General features: G+C 68.2%; 17 protein-coding genes. 4 read left to right on the top strand and 13 right to left on the bottom strand.

Annotation, left to right across the window (positions count from 1 at the left end; all coding sequences use genetic code 11):
• Positions 1-123: 123 nt before the first annotated feature.
• From J3R73_RS10780 to J3R73_RS10770, 3 genes are read right to left on the bottom strand one after another with little or no spacing between them, the layout of a single operon-like run.
• Positions 124-1,134, bottom strand: a complete 1,011-nt coding sequence (locus tag J3R73_RS10780) for a rhamnose ABC transporter substrate-binding protein (RefSeq protein ID WP_307426173.1) — start codon at positions 1,132-1,134, stop codon at positions 124-126.
• Between the two features lie 13 nt (positions 1,135-1,147).
• Entirely contained in the window at positions 1,148-2,188 is a 1,041-nt protein-coding gene (locus tag J3R73_RS10775) for an ABC transporter permease (RefSeq protein ID WP_307426171.1), read from the bottom strand.
• On the bottom strand, positions 2,185-4,773 hold the full coding sequence (locus J3R73_RS10770) for an ATP-binding cassette domain-containing protein (protein ID WP_370879887.1): 2,589 nt from the start codon (positions 4,771-4,773) through the stop codon (positions 2,185-2,187). Before J3R73_RS10770 ends, J3R73_RS10775 begins: the two co-directional genes overlap by 4 nt.
• A 279-nt stretch (positions 4,774-5,052) precedes the next feature.
• On the opposite strand from J3R73_RS10770, the gene hslV reads away from it, so the two are divergent.
• A complete protein-coding gene (hslV, locus tag J3R73_RS10765; RefSeq protein WP_307426164.1) occupies positions 5,053-5,628 on the top strand; it encodes an ATP-dependent protease subunit HslV in 576 nt (191 codons plus the stop codon).
• Positions 5,629-5,711: 83 nt separating this feature from the next.
• Positions 5,712-6,101 carry a hypothetical protein gene (locus J3R73_RS10760; protein ID WP_307426162.1) on the top strand — a complete coding sequence of 130 codons (390 nt, stop codon included), beginning with the start codon at positions 5,712-5,714 and terminating at the stop codon, positions 6,099-6,101.
• A 43-nt stretch (positions 6,102-6,144) separates the two neighbouring features.
• Here J3R73_RS10760 and J3R73_RS10755 read toward each other — a convergent pair whose 3' ends face one another.
• From J3R73_RS10755 to atzF, 8 genes are all read right to left on the bottom strand, one after another.
• Entirely contained in the window at positions 6,145-6,807 is a 663-nt protein-coding gene (locus tag J3R73_RS10755) for a cysteine hydrolase family protein (RefSeq protein ID WP_307426159.1), read from the bottom strand.
• A gap of 7 nt (positions 6,808-6,814) precedes the next feature.
• Positions 6,815-8,338, bottom strand: a complete 1,524-nt coding sequence (locus J3R73_RS10750) for an ABC transporter ATP-binding protein (RefSeq protein WP_307426155.1) — start codon at positions 8,336-8,338, stop codon at positions 6,815-6,817.
• A complete protein-coding gene (gene biuH / locus J3R73_RS10745) occupies positions 8,335-9,027 on the bottom strand; it encodes a biuret amidohydrolase (RefSeq protein WP_307426150.1) in 693 nt (230 codons plus the stop codon). Before biuH ends, J3R73_RS10750 begins: the two co-directional genes overlap by 4 nt.
• Before the next feature lie 7 nt (positions 9,028-9,034).
• Positions 9,035-9,949 (bottom strand): ABC transporter permease, encoded by a 915-nt coding sequence (locus tag J3R73_RS10740; RefSeq protein WP_307426148.1) that lies wholly within the window; start codon positions 9,947-9,949, stop codon positions 9,035-9,037.
• A gap of 7 nt (positions 9,950-9,956) precedes the next feature.
• Positions 9,957-11,063 carry an ABC transporter permease gene (locus J3R73_RS10735; RefSeq protein WP_307426146.1) on the bottom strand — a complete coding sequence of 369 codons (1,107 nt, stop codon included), beginning with the start codon at positions 11,061-11,063 and terminating at the stop codon, positions 9,957-9,959.
• 58 nt (positions 11,064-11,121) lie between these two features.
• Complete coding sequence (locus J3R73_RS10730) at positions 11,122-12,234, bottom strand: BMP family ABC transporter substrate-binding protein (RefSeq protein ID WP_307437267.1); 1,113 nt, start codon at positions 12,232-12,234, stop codon at positions 11,122-11,124.
• 274 nt (positions 12,235-12,508) lie between these two features.
• A complete protein-coding gene (locus J3R73_RS10725; RefSeq protein WP_307426144.1) occupies positions 12,509-13,174 on the bottom strand; it encodes a GntR family transcriptional regulator in 666 nt (221 codons plus the stop codon).
• A gap of 35 nt (positions 13,175-13,209) precedes the next feature.
• On the bottom strand, positions 13,210-15,024 hold the full coding sequence (atzF, locus tag J3R73_RS10720; RefSeq protein WP_307426143.1) for an allophanate hydrolase: 1,815 nt from the start codon (positions 15,022-15,024) through the stop codon (positions 13,210-13,212).
• Positions 15,025-15,113: 89 nt separating this feature from the next.
• Here atzF and hpxZ point away from each other — a divergent pair, with 89 nt between their 5' ends.
• Positions 15,114-15,509 (top strand): oxalurate catabolism protein HpxZ, encoded by a 396-nt coding sequence (hpxZ, locus tag J3R73_RS10715; protein ID WP_307437263.1) that lies wholly within the window; start codon positions 15,114-15,116, stop codon positions 15,507-15,509.
• A gap of 235 nt (positions 15,510-15,744) precedes the next feature.
• Positions 15,745-17,046 (top strand): ATP-dependent protease ATPase subunit HslU, encoded by a 1,302-nt coding sequence (gene hslU, locus J3R73_RS10710; protein ID WP_307426141.1) that lies wholly within the window; start codon positions 15,745-15,747, stop codon positions 17,044-17,046.
• 109 nt (positions 17,047-17,155) lie between these two features.
• Here the strand turns inward: hslU and J3R73_RS10705 are convergent, their stop codons facing one another.
• Both J3R73_RS10705 and infA read right to left on the bottom strand, forming a co-directional pair.
• Positions 17,156-17,818, bottom strand: a complete 663-nt coding sequence (locus J3R73_RS10705) for a class II aldolase/adducin family protein (RefSeq protein ID WP_307426139.1) — start codon at positions 17,816-17,818, stop codon at positions 17,156-17,158.
• A 138-nt stretch (positions 17,819-17,956) separates the two neighbouring features.
• Positions 17,957-18,238, bottom strand: coding sequence for a translation initiation factor IF-1 (infA, locus tag J3R73_RS10700; RefSeq protein ID WP_149253648.1), 282 nt, complete (start codon positions 18,236-18,238; stop codon positions 17,957-17,959).
• Positions 18,239-18,268: the final 30 nt, after the last annotated feature.

The raw sequence follows: 18,268 nt of genomic DNA, 5'->3' as shown, positions 1-18,268 counted from the left end.
GAGCAGGATGACCGTAGAGCCATCTTCGTCAAGGTTTAAGCCCTCATCCCCCTGCCGGGACCTTCTCCCGACACGGGAGAAGGCGCCATATTCACTCATCTCGGCGCGCGGAAGTTCGAGCCCTCAGAACTTGAACTCGTCGACGTTCTTGGGCGTGACGATCTGGGCCGGGCCGAGCACGACCTCGCCATTCGCGCCGACCTTGTACTCGCCGAGGCGGCCGGCCTTGAAGGTCTCGCCTTCCTTGCCGGTGATCTTGCATTGGGCGAGGGCCTGGGCCGCCTGATAGGTCAGGTAGCCGAGATCCTTCACGTTCCACCAGATGTCCTGCACGGTGCCGTTCTGGATGTATTTCTTGATCAGGGTCGCCGGGGCGAGGCCGGTGAGCTTGATCTTGCCGAGCGCGCCGGACTGTTCCAGCGCGCGGGCGGCGGCAGGCAGGCCGATGCCGGCTGGAATGATGATGCCCTTGAGGTTCGGAAACGCCTGGACGAGGGCGAGCGCCTGCTGCTGGTTGATCTGCTCGCTCTCCTGGCCATAGGCGACCTGGACGAGGTTGAGCTTGGCGTATTTCGGCTCCTTCAGGCGGGCCTTGATGAAGTCGATCCAGGCGTTCTGGTTGGTCGCCGTCGGCGTCGAGGACAGGATGGCGAAATCGCCGTCGTAATTGGTCAGCTGGCCGAGACTTTCCAGCATCATCTCGGCGAGGCTGTCGCCCTTGGCCTGGTTGAGGAACAGCGAACGGGCGCTCGCGGCGACGTCGGAATCATAGGAGACGACGCGCACGCCCTGCTTGGCGGCGCGCTTGAGGGCCGGGGCCACCGCATTGGCGTCATTGCCGGAAATGGCGATGACGTCGACCTTCTGCGATACCAGATTGTTGATGAACTCGATCTGCGCCTCGGCAGTGGCCTGCGAGGGCGCCTGCTGGATGACGGTGCCGCCGATCTCGCCCTGCGCCTCGTCGGCGCCGGTCTTGGCGACCTGGAAATAGGGGTCGGTATCGAGCTTGGGCAGGAAGCCGACGGTGGCCGGCCCGCTCTTGCAGGTCTGGGCCAGGGCGCCGGTGCTGCCGAGCAGCGAAGCGAGCAGCAGCGCCGCGAATGCGGCGCCGGTGCGTGAAATAGCCTTCATCGACATCTCCTCCTTATTCCGCCGGGCTCGCGGTTGATGGTGCCGGCGGACCGCCCCCGTCGTGATCGCCGGTTTCGGGAATGCTGCGTCTGGCATGGATGGCGGCAAGCGCGGATTGTATGAGGTTGCTGAGCAGGAGCGACAGGATCAGCAGCAGGCCGATGACGGTGCCCTGCGCGTCGCCGCCGATCTGGCTGAGGCCGAGCACGTTGCGCAGCGTCGCGATCAGCAGCAGGGCCCAGAACACGCCCGTCAGCCGGCCCCGGCCGCCGAAGACCGAAATGCCGCCGAGCAGCGCGATGGTGATGACGTCGAGTTCGAGGCCGAGCGCATTGTTGGCCCGGGCATTGGCGAGGCGCGCCGTGAAGACGAGGCCGGCGACGGCGCAGACGAGGCCCGAGACCACGAACAGGCCGAAGCGGATGCGGGCGGTCCTGACGCCGGCATAGAGCGCCACGCTCGGATTGCCGCCGAGGGCATAGATGCGCCGCCCGGTGGCGCTCGCCTGCAGGACGAAGACGAACACCGGGGCGAGAGCCAGGAAGGGGAGGATCGTCCAGGGAATCGGGCTGTCGCCGAGCGTGTCGATGCCGAAATCGGTGACGCTGTCGGGAAAGTCGTTGACCGAGCCCGAGCCGAGGATGATGTAGCCGATGCCCCGGTACATCGCCATCGTGCCCAGCGTCACCACCAGCGAGGGCAGGCCGAGCCGGGTCACCAGCAGTCCGTTGAAGGCGCCGCACAGGGCACCACCGGCCAAGGTGAGCGCGATGGCGGCCGGCAGCGGCCAGCCGGCCTCGACCATGATGCCGAACAGCACGCTGGTGAGCGCCAGGATGCTGGCGACCGAGAGATCGATCTCGCGCGCGATGATGAGGAGAACCATCGGCAGCACGATCAGCGCCCGCTCGGAGACGCCGGCGATCGCCTGGGAGATGTTGAAGCCGGTGGCGAAATTCGGCACGCGCAGAAGGGCGAAGGCCAGCGTCGCCAGCGCCAACAGCGCAAGGAAATTGTCCCAGGTGGCGAGACGGTCGAAGAGGGAACGCTTCATCGCGCCCCTCCCCCGGGCAGCCGGGCCCGATGTGCCACGGCCGCGTCAATGCCGATCGCCATCAGGATGATCAGGCCGTAGACGCCGTCGAGCCAGAGCGGGTCGACGCGGACCAGCGTCAGCCCGTTGCGGATGACGAGCAGCGTCAGGGCGCCGAGCACGATGCCCGGAACGGTGCCGGCGCCGCCGCGCAGCGCCACGCCGCCGACCACGACGGCGGCGATCACCGTCAGCTCGAAGCCCGAGGCGACGCGGGCGTCGACGGTGGCGTAGCGCGAGGCCCACAGCGCCCCGTCGAAGCCGGCGAGGAGCCCGGCCACGGCGAAGGCGCCGAGCACCAGCCAGCGCGAGCGGATGCCCATCAGCGCCGCCCCCTCCGGGTTGGAGCCGACGGCGTAGAGTTCCCGTCCGAGCGGCAGGCGGCGGAGGAACCAGGCGACGACCGCCAGGGCGGCGATGGCGATCAGGATGACGGCGGGCACGCCGGCGAAGCGCGCGCTGGTCATGTCGAGCCAGGCCTGCGAGACTTGGTCGGCGCTGATCTGCCGGCCGCCGGCCCACAACGAATTGGCGCCGCGGAACACCGCCAGCGTGCCGAGGGTGACGACGATGGAGGGCACGCGGCCGAGCGTCACCACCGCCCCGTTGAGGAGGCCCGCGGCGAAGCCGATCAGGCAGGCGACGGCGACGCCGGCAACGACCGGCATCGACGGATGCTCATGCATGAAGCTGGCGGAGCCATAGGCGGCGAGGCCGATGACGGAGGCGACCGACAGGTCGATGTTGCGGGTGAGCATGACCAGCATTTGCGCCGCCGCGACGATCATCAGCAGGCCGGCATCCATGGCGAGCGCATCCAGGTTGGCGGCACCGAGCATGCGCGGATTGAGCACCGAGACCGGGATGACGACGGCCGCGATGGCGGCGACCAGGCCGGCCTCGCGGCGCGCCACCAGCCGGCGCAGGAAGGAAGGGCCGCCCCGCGCTGCGGTTCCCGTCGGCAGGAGCCCCGCCTCCGGTACGGCCGGCAGGGCGACCGGTGGCGGCGCGGTGCCGTCGGCATCGGTGGCTGCGCGGATGACCCGTTCCTGGTCGACGTCGCCGCCGTCGAACTCGGCCGTCATCCGGCCTTCGCGCAGGACGAGGATGCGGTCGCACATGCCCAGCAGCTCCGGCAGTTCGGAGGAGATCAGGATGATGGCGAGGCCCTGGCGCGCGAGCTCGGCGATCATGGCATGGACTTCGGCCTTGGTGCGGACGTCGATGCCCTGCGTCGGCTCGTCGAGGATGAGGATCTTCGGGTCGGTGGCGAGCCATTTCGACAGCACCACCTTCTGCTGGTTGCCGCCGGACAATGTCTTCACCGCCTGGTCGAAGCTGCGGAACTTCAGCCGCAGCCGCTCCAGATGCGGGCCGACCAGCGCGACCTCGCGCGGCCGCCACACCATGCCGGCGATGGTCGCCTGCCCGATCACCGGCAGCACTGCATTGGACAGGATGGAAAAATCCATCACCAGGCTCTGGCCGAGCCGGTCCTCCGAGACATAGGCGATGCGGGCCGCCATGGCTTCGTCCGGCGAGGCGAAGCGGCGGGGCGTGCCCTCGACCAGGATCTCGCCCGCATCCGGCTGGGTGATGCCGAACAAGGCGCGGGCGATCTCGGTCCGCCCGCTGCCGACGAGGCCGCCGAGGCCGAGGATCTCGCCGCGCCGGACCTGGAAGGATATGTCGCCGAACTCGCCTTCGCGCGAGAGGCTGCGCACGTCGAGCGCCACCTCGCCCCGGACGGCCTCCCGCGCCGGAAAGATCGAACTCAGCGTGCGCCCGATCATCATCCGCACTGCCTTGTCGCGGTCGAGGTCGCGCGCGGCCTCGACACCGACGAGATGGCCGTCGCGCAGGACCGCAATGCGGTCGGCCACGCGATAGATCTCGTCCATGCGATGGCCGACGAACATCATGGCGACGCCGCGCGCCCTGAGATCGGCGACGACGGCGAACAACCGCTCGACCTCGCGCTGCGACAGCGAGGCGGTCGGCTCGTCCATGATGAGCACGCGGGCCCGCATCGACAAAGCGCGGGCGATCTCGACCAGCTGCTGCTCGGAGGTACGCAGCCGGTCCAGCCTGTCGTCCGGCCGGCAGCCGAGACCGACGACCTCGATCAGGGCGGCCGTCTCCCGCTCCATGCGGGCCTGGTCGACACCGCCGAGGAAGCCCCGCGGCATATGGCCGAGGAAGACGTTCTCCGCGACGGTGAGATCGGCGAAGAGGCCCGGATGCTGGTGGATGACGGCGATGCCGTGCCGGCGCGCGTCGAGGGGCGAGCGCCAGTCGACCGGCTTGCCGTCGAGGGTGACGGCACCGCTGTCGGGCCGGTAGACGCCGGCCAGCAGCTTGACGCAGGTGCTCTTGCCCGCCCCGTTCTCGCCGAGGAGCGCGACCACTTCTCCGGCCCGCAGGTCGAAACTGGCATCGGTGAGGGCGACGGTTCCCCCGAAGCGCTTGCCGGCATGCGCCAGCCCGATGACGGCCGTGCCGCTGGCGGCAAGGCGCGACGGCGGTGGACCTGCCACCGCATCCATCAAGACAGCGCTCCGACCGGCACCGGGCCGGCCGACGTCACATCTGGCGGCATGGGCGTCTTCCTCGCTTCCGATCCCTGCGGCCGTCCGGCCGCCGGGACGCATCTTCTGCGGATGCGGCCCGCCATCATTGCGCCTTTGCCGGGGAAATCAATGCCGCTTCGGCCGCGGGGCGGATTTTCCGCCCGGCGCGCCGGGCGGACGGTATCCCGATGCGCGGAGCCACCTTTGCGTTTTCGCATCGAGCCCCTAGATAGGAGGGATACCAACGAGGTCTCCATGAATTTCCAGCAATATCCCGTGCAGGACACCGGCCCGCGCTCGCCCTTCCATGCCACCACCATCCTGATGGTGCGCAAGGGCGGCAAGGTCGTCATCGGCGGCGACGGCCAGGTCAGCCTCGGCCAGACGGTGATCAAGGGCAATGCGCGCAAGGTCAGGCGGCTGGGGCGCGGCGACGTCATCGCCGGCTTCGCGGGCGCGACGGCGGATGCTTTCACGCTGTTCGAGCGGCTCGAGGCCAAGCTCGAGCAATACCCCTCCCAGCTGACGCGGGCCTGCGTCGAGCTCGCCAAGGACTGGCGCACGGACCGCTATCTGCGCCGCCTGGAGGCGATGATGCTGGTGGCCGACAAGACCGCCGGCCTCGTGCTCACCGGCACCGGCGACGTGCTCGAACCGGAAGGCGGCGTGATGGCGATCGGCTCGGGCGGCAATTATGCGCTCGCGGCGGCGCGGGCGCTGGTCGACATCGACATCGACGCCGAAGCGATCGTGCGCAAGGCGATGGGCATCGCTGCCGACATCTGCGTCTACACCAACCACAATCTCGTCATCGAAAGTCTCGACGCCTGAGCCTCCGACGATGCATGATGGCATGAGCCGGCCGGACAATTCCGGTCCGGCGATCCCCCTCACGTCGAAACAAGGCAGCGTCCATGAAGGTCGTCATCGCGGTCGTCTTCTCCGCCCTGGTCCTGGCAGGCTGCGCGGCGGAGCCCGCGACGCCCGTCGCCGAGAGCAGCTCGAACAATCCGCTGGAGACCCAATGCCGCGCCGAGGGCGTGAAATCGGGTCCGGACATGGCGACCTGCATGCGCCGGCACGCCGCCGCCGGCATTGCCCGCGACACCTGTGAACGCAAGGGCCTCAGGAAGGCCTCGGCGCCGATGGATCAATGCGTGAAATACGAGGCGCAGTTCATCGAGGCCACGCAGCAATGCCTGTCGGGCGGCGTGAGCGCCAGCGACGGGCCCCTGCTCAAATCATGCATCGCCGGCAAGGCCCCGGAAGCCGCCGCCTATAAGGGAATCAAGGCGGGAGGATAGGCGCGCGATTGCGCGCGAGCGCTGGGATAGCTCGATCCCGCGCTCAGCCCACCGCCTCCTCGAGCTTGGCCAGCGGCGTCGCCCAGCCGACGATGGCGCCCTGGGCGACGATCATCTCCACGGCCGAGGCCTTGAACTGCGGAAAATAGCTTTCGGTCGCGTCTTCGATCAGCAGGCATTCGAAGCCGCGGTCGTTGGCCTCGCGCATCGAGGTCTGCACGCAGACTTCCGTCGTCACGCCGGCGAAGACCAGATGGGTGATGCCGAGTTCGTCCAGCCTCGCATGGATGTCCGTATGCCAGAACATGCCCTTGCCCGGCTTGTCGACGACGATCTCGCCCTCGACGGGCGCGCAGGCGTCGATGATGGCGTTACCCGGCTCGCCGCGCACCAGGATGCGGCCCATCGGCCCGGCATCACCGATGCGCAGGGTCCCGCCGCCGCGCAGCCTCTTGGCCGGCGGGCAGTCGCCGAGATCCGGGTCGTGGCTTTCGCGGGTGTGGATGACGGGCCAGCCCTTGCGGCGGAACAGGGCGATGAGGCCGGCGACGGTCGGGATGATGGCTTCCAGCCGCGTCACGTCGTTGCCGAGCGCGTCACCGAAGCCGCCGGGCTCGATGAAGTCGCGCTGCATGTCGATGACGACGAGGGCGGTGCGGCCCGGCGGGAGGGCGTAGGGATAAGGCCTGGCCTCGATCTCGATCATGGCGTCCTCAATGCCCGGCCATGTGGCGGCCGATGGTGGTGCGGTCGGTTTCGCCGACCGGTGCGACGTAGGAAATCCTGCCCTCCGACATCACCGCGACGCGGTCCGCCAGTTCGAGGATCTCGTCGAGGTCCTCCGACACCAGCAGTACCGCGGCACCGCGGTTGCGCTGGTCCATGATCTGGGAGCGGATCTCGGCGACGGAGGCGAAGTCGAGACCGAAGCAGGGATTGGCGACGATGAGGACGTCGACGTCGCCCGAGAGTTCGCGCGCGAGCACGGCGCGCTGGACATTGCCGCCGGACAGCGTCTCGATGGCGGAATCGGCGGAGACGGTCTTGACCTTGTAGCGCTCGATCAGCTCGGCCGCCCTGGCCCGCATCGGCGAGGGCGACAGCCACCACCCGAAGCGGGCCATCGGCGCCTTGTCGAAGCTGCGGAACGCCATGTTCTCGGCCACCGACATGCGGGGCACCGTGGCGTTCTTCAGCGGCTCCTCCGGCAGGCCGAAGACGCGGAAGCGGTCGAAATCCCGCCGCACCGGCTCGAACGGCTTGTCGCGGATGAAGATGCGGCCGTCGCGCATCGGCCTTTGGCCGCCGAGAACCTCGATGAGCGCCGCCTGGCCGTTGCCCGACACGCCGGCGATGCCGACGATCTCGCCGGCGCGGACCTTGAGGCTGACGCCGTTGACGGCCGGCAGGCCCTGCTCGTCGTCGGCAAAGAGGCCGGCGAGATCGAGCACCGTGCGGCCGTCCTCATGAGCGAGGCGCGCTGCGCGCTCGCGGATCTTGGTGTCGCCGATCATCATCCGCGCCATGCGGTCGGGATCGAGATCCTTGACGTCGCCGCCGCCGGTGCGCGCGCCGCGGCGCAGCACCGTCACCGCATCGGCAAAGGCCATGACCTCGCGGAATTTGTGGCTGATCATCAGCACGGTGAGTTCGCCGCGCTGCGTCATGCCGCGCAGCAGCCCCAGGATCTCGTCCGCCTCGTCCGGCGTGAGCACCGAGGTCGGCTCGTCGAGAATGAGGAAGCGCTGGTCGAGATAGAGCAGCTTGAGGATTTCGAGCTTCTGCTTCTCGCCGGCCGACAGCGAGGCGACGGGGGTGTCGAGCGGCACCCGGAACGGCATGCGCGCCATGAAGGCGTCGAGATCGGCCTTCTCCTTGCGCCAGTTGATCACGGCGGGCGCGTCGGCACGGCTGATCACCAAATTCTCGGCGGCCGTCAGCGACGGCACCAGGGTGAAATGCTGGTAGACCATGCCGATGCCGAGGGCGCGGGCCTCGCGCGGGTTCCTCACCGTCACCGGCACGCCGTCGACGAGGAGCGATCCCTTGTCGGGCTGGTAGAAGCCCATGATGCACTTGACCAGGGTCGACTTGCCGGCGCCGTTTTCGCCGAGAAGGACGTGGAACTGCCCGGCCGGAACGTCGATGGAGACATCGTCGAGGGCGGTGAAGGATCCGAAGATCTTGGTCATGCCGCGCGTGGAGAGCGCGATAGCGCGCTTGCCGGCCGCGGTCATGGCAGGCCCGCCAGGAATTGCGGCGAGGAGGCCACCGCGCCGAAGACGCCGCCCTGCATCTTGATCATCTCGAGGGCGGCGAGATGGTTGCGATGGTCGGTGGCGCCGCAGCAATCCTCCAGCAGGAGGCATTCGAAGCCGCGGTCATTGGCTTCGCGCATGGTGGTGTGCACGCAGACATCGGTGGTGATGCCGGTGAGGACGAGGTTCTCGATACCCTTGAGGCGCAGGATGAGTTCGAGGTCGGTGGCGCAGAAGGACCCCTTGCCCGGCTTGTCGATGATCACCTCGCCTTCGAGGGGGGCGAGTTCCTCGATGATGTCCCAGCCCGGCTCGCCGCGCACGAGGATGCGCCCGCACGGGCCGGGATCGCCGATGCCGGCACCGATGCGCTGCGAGCGCCAGCGCTTGTTCGCCGGCAGGTCGGCGAGATCGGGCCGGTGGCCCTCGCGCGTGTGGATGATGGTGTAGCCGCGCGGCCGCAGCGCCGCGAGCAGGTTCCCGATCGGCTCGATCGGCGCGCGGGTGAGGCTGAGGTCGTAGCCCATCGCGTCGACATAGCCGCCCTTGCCGCAGAAATCCGTCTGCATGTCGATGATGATGAGCGCCGTGTTGTCCGGCCTGAGCTTGCCGTTATACGGCCAGGGATAGGGCTCGGCGGCGATGACGGTCGTGGCATGCGCGTTCATGGCGTTCTCACTTGGTTATCGACAATTCGCCCGGCGCCGCGAGCGACCGGCTGGAATTGGAGGAGGCGATCATGATGAGGAGGGTGAGGATGTAGGGAGCGGCGTTGAAGAGATAGTAGCCCTGGGTGACGCCGACCGATTGCAGCGCCGGGCCGAGGGCGCCGGCGGCGCCGAACAGCAGGGCCGCCAGGAAGCAGCGCACCGGATCCCAGCGCGCGAAGATCACCAGCGCCACGGCCATCAGGCCCTGCCCCGACGACAGGCCCTCGTTCCAGGATCCCGGGTAATAGAGCGACAGGAAGGAGCCGCCGACGCCGGCGAGGAAGCCCCCTGCCGCGGTGGCGAGGAAGCGCACGAGATCGACGGAGATGCCCATGGCGCGCGCCGCCGCGGCGCTGTCGCCGGTCATGCGGACGATCAGGCCCCAGCGGGTGTTGCGCAGCGCCCAGGCCATCGCCAGCGCGACGGCGATGCCGACGAAGAAGAGCGGGTTGACGTCGAGCGCGACGGCGAGCTGCTTGTTCTCCAGCCAGGCGCCGAGCGGCACCGAGGGCAGATGCGCCGCTTCCGGCTGGATGTAGGCCTTGCCGAAGAAGAAGGCGAGGCCGGTGCCGAGCGACATCATGGCGATGCCGATGGCGATGTCGTTCACCTTGGGCAGCTTGCACAGATAGCCGTGCAGGCCGCCGAGCAGCGTGCCGGCGCAGCCGGCGGCGAGCACGCCGAGCCAGGGCGATCCGCTCTGGTAGCAGACCGCGTAGCCGACCATCGCCCCAAGCACCAGCGTGCCTTCGAGCCCGAGATTGATGCGGCCGGACTTTTCCGTCAGGCATTCGCCGAGCGCGACGAACATGAAGGGCGTGGAGACCCGGATCGCGCCGCCGAGCATGGCGATGAGGACCGTCAAGAGGGGATCGTTCATCGCATCCTCACGGCTTGAAGAGCTTGAAATGGCCGTAGAGCGTCTCCGACGTCAGCAGGACGACGAAGATGAAGCCCTGCAGCACCAGGATCGTCGCGTCGGGCATGCCCATGCGGCGCTGGATAAGCCCGCCCGCCGCCGCCAGGCCGCCGAACAGGATGGCGACGGGGACGATGGCGATCGGATTGTGGCGGGCGAGGAAGGATACGAGGATGCCGGTGAAGCCGTAGCCGGCGGCGAGCGAGGCGTTGGCCCGGCCCTGGATCGCCGCCACCTCGAAATAGCCGGCGAGGCCGGCGCAGGCGCCCGCGATCATGCAGGAGGCGAGGATCAGGCGGCCGACGGGCAGGCCCTGCGCCAAAGCCGCCCTGAGATTGCCGCCGGTGATGCGGGCGGCGAAGCCGAAGGTCGTGCGCGCCATCAGGATGTAGAGCGCGACCGCCAGCACGACGCCGCAGACGATGCCCCAATGCACGCCGAGATCCGGGATGAGGCCGACCTTGTAGGCCTCGCCGATCGGCAGCGTCGAGGCCTTGTTGGGCTGGGCCGGGTCGCGCAGGACGCCCTCGACGAAGAAGTTCATGATGGCGATGGCGATATAGGACAGCAGCAGCGAGGCGATGGTCTCGTTGACGCCGCGCCGGTAGCGCAGATAGCCGGCGAGGCCGAGCCAGAGCGCGCCGGTCAGGCCCGCCGCCAGGACCATCAGGGGCATGACGATCCAGGCGGTGAGGCCGCTGCCCACGAAGGGGACGGCGATCGCCGCAGCCACGAAGCCGGACAGGACGAGCGCCCCCTCGCCGCCGATCATCACCAGGCCGAGGCGGGCGGGAATGGCGACCGCCAGCGCCGTGAGGATCAGGGGCGAGGCGCGCTGCAGCGTGTTCCGCCACGAGAAGGCCGTCCCGTATCCGCCCGTCCACAGGAGTTCGACGAACGTCAGCGGAGACTTGCCGATCAGGAGGAGGAAGGCGGAGAACAGGATGAAGGCGCACAGCAGCGCCAGCAGGGGAATCGCGACATATTCGGCGCTGACGCGCAGGCGCGACAGCGTATCGGCGCGAAACGGCACGGTCCGGTTCTTGTCTGGAAGGCTTTTGGCGATATCGCTCATCGGGCTCACCTGTCGCGAAGGAGGAGGAGCGGCGGGGAAGGCCCGCCGGCCTTCGAGCTCAGCTGGCCGATCCGATCACACCGTCGACGAGATAGGTCATGCCGTTGAGGACCGGCGCCATGTTGTCATAGGAGGCCTCGGGCAGGACGACATTGCCCTTGTTGTCCTTGATGGGGCCCTTGAAGATCGGTGCCTTCGCCTTGAGGGCGGCGATCGCGGCGTTGGTGACCTGGATGGTCTTCTCGTCCGCCCCGGCTCCGAACGGCGTGTTCTGCACCATGTCGAGGTCGTAGCCGCCGAAAGTGACGTTGGGCAGCGCCTCGCCCTTGGCGAGGGTGGCGGCGAACTGCTTGTAGATGGTCTCCCACTTGTATTCCGCGCCGGTGACGAAGCCCTTGGGCGCCAGGCTCGCCTGCGAGGCATTGTGGCCGCAGGTCTTGACGCCGCGTCCCTCGGCGGTCTGGATCACCACCTTGGGGCCGTCGACATGGCAGGTGATGAGGTCGCAGCCCGCATCGACGAGGGCGTTGGTGGCCTCGGCCTCGCGCACCGGCAAGGACCAGTCGCCGGTGAAGATCACCTGCACCGTCGCCGCCGGATTGACGGTGCGTGCCCCGGTCAGGAAGGAATTGATGTTGCGCAGCACGATACCGATCGGCTTGGCGGCGACGAAGCCGAGCTTGCCCGACTTCGAGGTGGCGCCGGCCGCCACGCCGTCGATGTAGTGGGCCTGGTCGAGGAAGGCGAAATAGCTGCCGGCGTTCTTGGGATCCTTGTCCTTGTCCCACAGCGGCGCGGCGTGGCGGAAGGTCACGTCCGGATATTTGCGGGCCATGTCGACGACGAAGGGGGAGTAATAGCCGAAGGAGGTCGCCAGGATCAGCGTCGCGCCGTCGAGGTTGATCATCGATTCCATGGTCTTGGAGACGGCATCGGTCTCCGGGACGTTCTCTTCCTCGACGACCTTGACGCCGGGGACCCCCTGCAGCGCCTTCACGGCCACCGCATGCGCCTGGTTCCAGCCGAAATCGTCGCGTGCGCCGACATAGACGACGCCGATGGTGAGGTCTTCCGCCGCCCTCGCACCGAAGGGCAGTCCGCCCAGCGCCACGCCGCCGAGCGCCGCCGTACCCTGCAGGAAGAGCCGCCTGGAAATCCGGTCACCCGATATGTTCGTCATGTTCCACTCCGCCTATGCCATTTGTTTGTTCAGACTTGCCCGGCCGCCTGCGGCACGACAGTGCCGGTTTGGTCGTCGGATCGGTTTACGCAAGCTTCGTGCCAGCCTGGAAGGGAATGAAGGGCGGAACGAAAGAATCTAAAAGTTTCTGTATTTCAAATACATAGCTTCGATCTCCATCGAGCCGGAGTCGCGCTCTATCGCCAGCGGTGGCCCTCTTGTATGCAATACGCGCCTTCCTGCTCATTAATGCATCAGACGAGATTTACAGTTTGACGCGCCGGGCCTCGGGCGTGCGCGTGACCACGTCGACCTGGTCGCGGACGATGACGATATGGGAGCGCATGTCCCGCGCCGCGCCTTCCGCATCGCCCCGCTGGATCGCCAGCGTGACGCGGCCATGCTCGAAATGGGACTTGGCGAGCCGGCCGAGGGTTTCGAACTGCGCGCGGCGGAAGGGCTGGACGCGCTTGCGGACGGAAAGGGCCATGTCGGCCAGGAACGCGTTGTGCGCGCCCTTGTAGATGGCCTCGTGGAACTGGTTGTTGGCCTCGATATAGGAGGCGCGGTCGCCGTCGGCGACGAAAGCGCCGCTCGCCTCATGGATCTCCTGCAGATGCCGCCTCTCGGCGGCGGTCATCCGGACCGCGCACCAGCGGGCGCACCAGGCCTCGATCTCCGCCATGACGTCGAACATCTCGTCGAGCTGCCGGCCGGTGACGTCGGCGACCACGGCGCCGCGCCGCGCCCGGGCCTCGACGAGGCCGATCGCCTCGAGCTGGCGCAGGGCCTCGCGCGTCGGCGTGCGGGACACCCCGTAGGCGGCAGCGAGCGCGGTCTCGTCGAGCGCGACCCCGGGCGCGAGCCGTCCGTGCACGATGTCGTCGGCGATGGCCTGAACCATCGTTTGGGCCTTGGTCAGTTTCGTCAAGACAACGCCTTTCACATGCCGAGCGCGGCAGGATATCAGGTCCCGGCGGGCTCGAGGCCATTCTGCATGAAGGCTCGCCAGCCGCCCAGCGGCGAGATGTCGAGCGCGCCCTCGACCGCCCGGCTCTCGCACAGGAAGCCCTTGGCGCCGGTCCCGTCGGCGAGACGGACGGTGCCGATGCACAGCGGCGAGGGAACGGCCGAAACGAAGCGGCCAAAGCCCTCGACCGGCAGGGCCCAGACCTCGACGGCGATGGCGGCCCCCTCCCCTTCCCCGACGCGCAGCAGGCCCGGGCGCTTCGGCGCCGGACCCGGCAGGGCGAAGAGCCTGTAGTCGCACGCCGTCCTCGCCTCCCGCAGGAAGCGCCCGCCCGCCGCCACCAATTCGTGGTTGAGCGCCATGCCGGACAGGTGCGCCCCGACGACGACCAGCTCGACCTCGCCGGGCGAGGTCTGCACCGGACGGTCGATCACCAGAGGCTGCGGCACGTCCGTCGCGCCGAGCGGCACGTCGGCCGCCCGGTGGAAGCGGGCGGCGAGTGCCGCCGCAAGAGCATCCCGCCCGGCCGGGGCGATGAAGGTGACGCCCGCCGGCAATCCGTCGAAGCGGAACGGCCCCGGACTCGCAACTGCACATAAATTAAGCAGATTGACGAAATTTGTATACAAGCCGGACTTGCTGTTCGGCCCGATCGGATCCGCATCGAGATCCGCCCGCGAATAGGGCCTCGGCAGCGTCGGCACCGCCAGCGCCTGCACCCGGGTCCAGAGCTTCTCGGTCACCTGCCTGAGTTCGGCCAGCCGGTACAGTCCGGCGAAGGCATCGGCGGCGGAATGGCGGGTGGCGCCGCCGATGATCTGCCGCGTCACCGGCAGGAGCGCCTCGGGGGAGGCCTCGATGAAGGGGCGGATGGCGGCATAGCGCTCGGCGACCCAGGCGCCTTCATAGAGAAGCCGCGCCACGTCGAAGAAGGGGCCGAGATCGGTCTCGACGAGGTGCAGGCCCATCGAGGCGAGCAGGTCGAGCGAAGCGTCGAAGGCCTTCTGCGCGGCGGCGTCGCCGAAGAAGATGCGGCCGCGGGCGTCCGGCACCGCGACGGCCATGCGCGGCGGCAGGACCGCCGGCTCGCCGAGGGCGATGCGGCGCGACCAGGGATCGCGTTCGTCCGGGCCCGCCATCGCCTTGTACGCGGCCCAGCCGTCCTCCACGGTCAGGGCGAAAACCGACACGCAGTCAAGGCTCTTGCAGGCCGGCACCACGCCGTGGACCGGGATGGCGCCGAGGCTCGGCTTGATGCCGACGATGTTGTTGAGGCCGGCGGGCACGCGCCCCGAGCCGGCGGTGTCGGTGCCGAGCGCGAAGCTGACGATGCCGCGCGCCACCGCCACCGCGGAGCCCGAACTCGACCCGCCCGGCACCAGGTCCGGATCGAAGCTGTTGCGCGGCACCGGATAGGGCGTGCGCACGCCGACGAGCCCGGTCGCGAACTGGTCGAGATTGGTCTTCCCGACCAGGATGGCGCCGGCGCGCAGCAGGCGCTCCACCGCCGCGGCCGTCTCCTGGGGCTGGTAGGCGAAGGCCGGGCAGGCCGCCGTGGTCGGCAGGCCGGCGACGTCGATATTGTCCTTGACCGCGAAGGGGATGCCCCAGAGCGGCCTGGCGACGGGATCGAACGGCCCGAGCGCCGCCGCCGCCCGCATCGCCTCTTCCTCCTCGACCAGGCAGATGAAGATGCCCGGGTCCGCGGCGGCCCGATGCCGCGCATGGACCTCGGCGACCACCGCGACGGGACTGAGCCCGGCGCGGTATGAATCATGCAAGGAGGCGATGTCGAAAGAGACGGGAACCATCGTTCAACCTACGAATCGGAATGAGAGACATGACTTCCAAGCAAGCGGCCAAGCAAGCGGCGCGCCAGTTCGAAAAGCTCCTCCCCGGCCTGTCCGCCGACGACCCGGATGTGGTGGCGGAGGTCGAGGCCGTCTTCGCCCGCTATGAGACGGCGCTCATCGAAAACGACCTCGCGACGCTCGGCGAGCTCTTCTGGGAGGACGAGCGCACCATCCGCTTCGGCATACAGGAGAATCTCTACGGCGCGGAGGCCATCGCCGCCTTCCGGGCGACCCGCCCGTCGATCGGCCTCAACCGCCGGCTGGCGCAGACCGCGATCACCACCTTCGGCCGCGACGTGGCGACCGTCTCGACGCTGTTCTATCGCGACGACGCCCCGGGGCAATGCGGACGGCAGATGCAGACCTGGCTGCGGACGGAAGCCGGCTGGCGGATCGTCGCCGCCCATGTCAGCCTGATCGCCGATCCCCGGCAGGCGGGATAGCCGTCCTTCGGTTCGGCCGCCGGCGCGGATCCGGGGGGCCGCGCCGGGCGCGGATTGGACAGGCACATCGCCCCGGGGGGAAGCGGCGAAAGCGACCTGCGCCTTGCGAACGCTTGCCGCTGCCGCGATGATCCACGGGCTCGGGTCGGGATTCATCGTCGACCGGCGCCGGCCGGGAGTGGATTTTCTCCGCGCCGCCATTATGTAGCAGTTTTACCTCTCTGCCCGAGTGCCAATGTCCAACTTCTCCCCCCGTGAAATCGTTTCGGAACTCGACCGGCACATCGTCGGTCAGCATGACGCCAAGCGCGCGGTCGCCATCGCCCTGCGCAACCGCTGGCGGCGCCTGCAGCTCGACGAGACGCTGCGCGAGGAAGTCATGCCCAAAAACATCCTGATGATCGGACCGACGGGCGTGGGCAAGACGGAGATCTCCCGCCGCCTCGCCAAGCTCGCCAATGCGCCCTTCCTCAAGGTCGAGGCGACCAAGTTCACCGAGGTCGGCTATGTCGGGCGCGACGTCGAGCAGATCGTGCGCGACCTCGTCGATATCGGCATCGCGCTGGTGAAGGTGGAAAAGCGCAAGGAAGTCCAGGCCAAGGCCCATCTGGCGGCGGAGCAGCGGGTGCTCAACGCCCTGGTCGGCGCCACGGCCAGCCCGGCGACCCGCGACAACTTCCAGAAGAAGCTGCGCGCCGGCGAGCTCGACGACAAGGAAATCGAGGTCGAGATGAAGGACACCTCGGCCCCGACCTTCGAACTGCCGGGCATGCCGCAGGGCCAGATGGGCGTCGTTTCCATCGGCGACATCTTCGGCAAGGCCTTTTCCGGCCGCACCAAGACCAAGCGCACCACCGTCAAGGACAGCTACGACCAGTTGATCCAGGAGGAGGCCGACAATCTCATCGACCAGGAGGCCATCGTGTCCGAGGCGATCCGCCAGGTCGAGAACAACGGCATCGTCTTCCTCGACGAGATCGACAAGATCTGCGCGCGCGACGGGCGCGCCGGCGCCGATGTCAGCCGCGAGGGCGTCCAGCGCGACCTGCTGCCCCTGATCGAGGGCACCACCGTCTCGACCAAGCATGGCGCGGTGAAGACCGACCATATCCTGTTCATCGCCTCGGGCGCCTTCCATGTCGCCAAGCCGTCGGACCTCCTGCCCGAACTGCAGGGCCGCCTGCCGATCCGCGTCGAGCTGCAGGCGCTGACGCAGGACGATTTCCGCCGCATCCTCACCGACACCGAAGCGAGCCTCATCAAGCAATATGTCGCGCTGATGGGAACGGAGGACCTCACGCTGTCCTTCACGCCGGACGCCATCGATGCGATCGCGTCGATCGCGGTGCAGGTGAACTCCACGGTCGAGAATATCGGCGCCCGCCGCCTGCAGACGGTGATGGAGCGCATCCTCGACGACATCTCCTTCACCGCGCCCGACAAGGGCGGCGAGAGCGTGACGATCGACGCCGCCTATGTCCAGCGCACGGTGGGCGACCTCGCCAGGAACGCCGACCTCAGCCGCTTCATCCTGTAACCTTCGCGGAACGGCCTCTACCCCCGGGAGCGCGTGCTTCCAGCCTGCTCTTCCTGCAGCCCGCGCGTTTCCAAGAGCAGGCTGGAAGCCTGCGGTCCCGGGGAAAAAACTACTTCTTTGCGGCCTGCAGCCCATAGCCGCCGAAGACGTCGACCACTTCGGCGATCTCGGTGTCCGGCAGCAGCTGGGGACCGCCGATCAGCAGCGTGTGGTAATATTGCCTGGCGAGGGTCTCCAGCTCGTGGGCGAGCCACATCGCCTTGTCGAGATTGGCGCCGACGGCGATCATGCCGTGATTGGCCAGCAGGCAGCCATTGCGGCCCTCGAGTGCCGCCAGCGCATGGGCCGACAACTCCTCCGTACCGAAGCGCGCATAGGGGGCGCAGCGGATTTCGGGGCCGCCGAAGGCCGCGATCATGTAGTGGACGGCGGGTATCGGCCGGCGTGCGATGGCCATGACCGTGCAATAGGTCGCATGCGTGTGCACGACGGCGCCGGCATCGGGACGGCTCTTGAGGATGTCCAGGTGGAAGCGCCACTCGACCGAGGGCTTCAGCGGCCCGTCCCAGACCTCGCCGTCGCCGTCGAGCGGCATGGAGGCGATCATCTCGGGCTCCATCGAGTCATAGGGCGTGCTGGTGGGCGTGATCAGCATCCTGTCGCGGTAGCGGGCGGAGATGTTGCCGGACGTGCCCTGGTTGAGGCCGTGGTCGTTCATCCAGCGGCACTTCGCGATGATGTCGCGGCGCAGCTGCACTTCTTCTTTCTTCATGGCGTTTCCTGGCAGGCAAGAGCGCCCGGACACGGGGGCCGGCCGGGCGGGTGGGAGAGGCCGGAGGGGGACCGGCAAACAAAAACCCGCCGGCATCGCTGGCGGCGGGCTTCCATGACCGTTCGAACGGCGAGGCGATCAGCGGCGGCGCATATTGCCGCCGCCGCGCTGGGGCGGACGCGGTCCCGACGAGGCGCGTTCGTCCTTGTGGCGGAAGATGATGCGGCCCTTGTCGAGGTCGTAGGGCGACATCTCGACGGTAACGCGGTCGCCCTCGATGGTCTTGATGCGGTTCTTCTTCATCTTGCCGGCCGTGTACGCGATCATCTCGTGCCCATTGTCGAGCTTCACGCGGAAACGGGCATCCGGCAGCACTTCGGAGACCGAACCCTCAAATTCCATCAATTCTTCTTTTGCCATTGCTTAGTCCCGTTGAGTTCTTTGTCGGTT

The organism is Labrys monachus (assembly GCF_030814655.1).
GTDB classification, from domain to species: Bacteria; Pseudomonadota; Alphaproteobacteria; order Rhizobiales; family Labraceae; genus Labrys; species Labrys monacha.
The sequence above is the reverse complement of the archived record's forward strand: the minus strand, read 5'-3'. Positions and strand labels throughout refer to the sequence as shown.

Bases quoted from the DNA above. Each gene is read 5' to 3' on its own strand.
- J3R73_RS10780 (WP_307426173.1), bottom strand. From the start codon at position 1,134: ATGAAGGCTATTTCACGCACCGGCGCCGCATTCGCGGCGCTGCTGCTC.
- J3R73_RS10775 (WP_307426171.1), bottom strand. From the start codon at position 2,188: ATGAAGCGTTCCCTCTTCGACCGTCTCGCCACCTGGGACAATTTCCTT.
- J3R73_RS10770 (WP_370879887.1), bottom strand. From the start codon at position 4,773: ATGGATGCGGTGGCAGGTCCACCGCCGTCGCGCCTTGCCGCCAGCGGC.
- hslV (WP_307426164.1), top strand. From the start codon at position 5,053: ATGAATTTCCAGCAATATCCCGTGCAGGACACCGGCCCGCGCTCGCCC.
- J3R73_RS10760 (WP_307426162.1), top strand. From the start codon at position 5,712: ATGAAGGTCGTCATCGCGGTCGTCTTCTCCGCCCTGGTCCTGGCAGGC.
- J3R73_RS10755 (WP_307426159.1), bottom strand. From the start codon at position 6,807: ATGATCGAGATCGAGGCCAGGCCTTATCCCTACGCCCTCCCGCCGGGC.
- J3R73_RS10750 (WP_307426155.1), bottom strand. From the start codon at position 8,338: ATGACCGCGGCCGGCAAGCGCGCTATCGCGCTCTCCACGCGCGGCATG.
- biuH (WP_307426150.1), bottom strand. From the start codon at position 9,027: ATGAACGCGCATGCCACGACCGTCATCGCCGCCGAGCCCTATCCCTGG.
- J3R73_RS10740 (WP_307426148.1), bottom strand. From the start codon at position 9,949: ATGAACGATCCCCTCTTGACGGTCCTCATCGCCATGCTCGGCGGCGCG.
- J3R73_RS10735 (WP_307426146.1), bottom strand. From the start codon at position 11,063: ATGAGCGATATCGCCAAAAGCCTTCCAGACAAGAACCGGACCGTGCCG.
- atzF (WP_307426143.1), bottom strand. From the start codon at position 15,024: ATGGTTCCCGTCTCTTTCGACATCGCCTCCTTGCATGATTCATACCGC.
- hslU (WP_307426141.1), top strand. From the start codon at position 15,745: ATGTCCAACTTCTCCCCCCGTGAAATCGTTTCGGAACTCGACCGGCAC.
- J3R73_RS10705 (WP_307426139.1), bottom strand. From the start codon at position 17,818: ATGAAGAAAGAAGAAGTGCAGCTGCGCCGCGACATCATCGCGAAGTGC.
- infA (WP_149253648.1), bottom strand. From the start codon at position 18,238: ATGGCAAAAGAAGAATTGATGGAATTTGAGGGTTCGGTCTCCGAAGTG.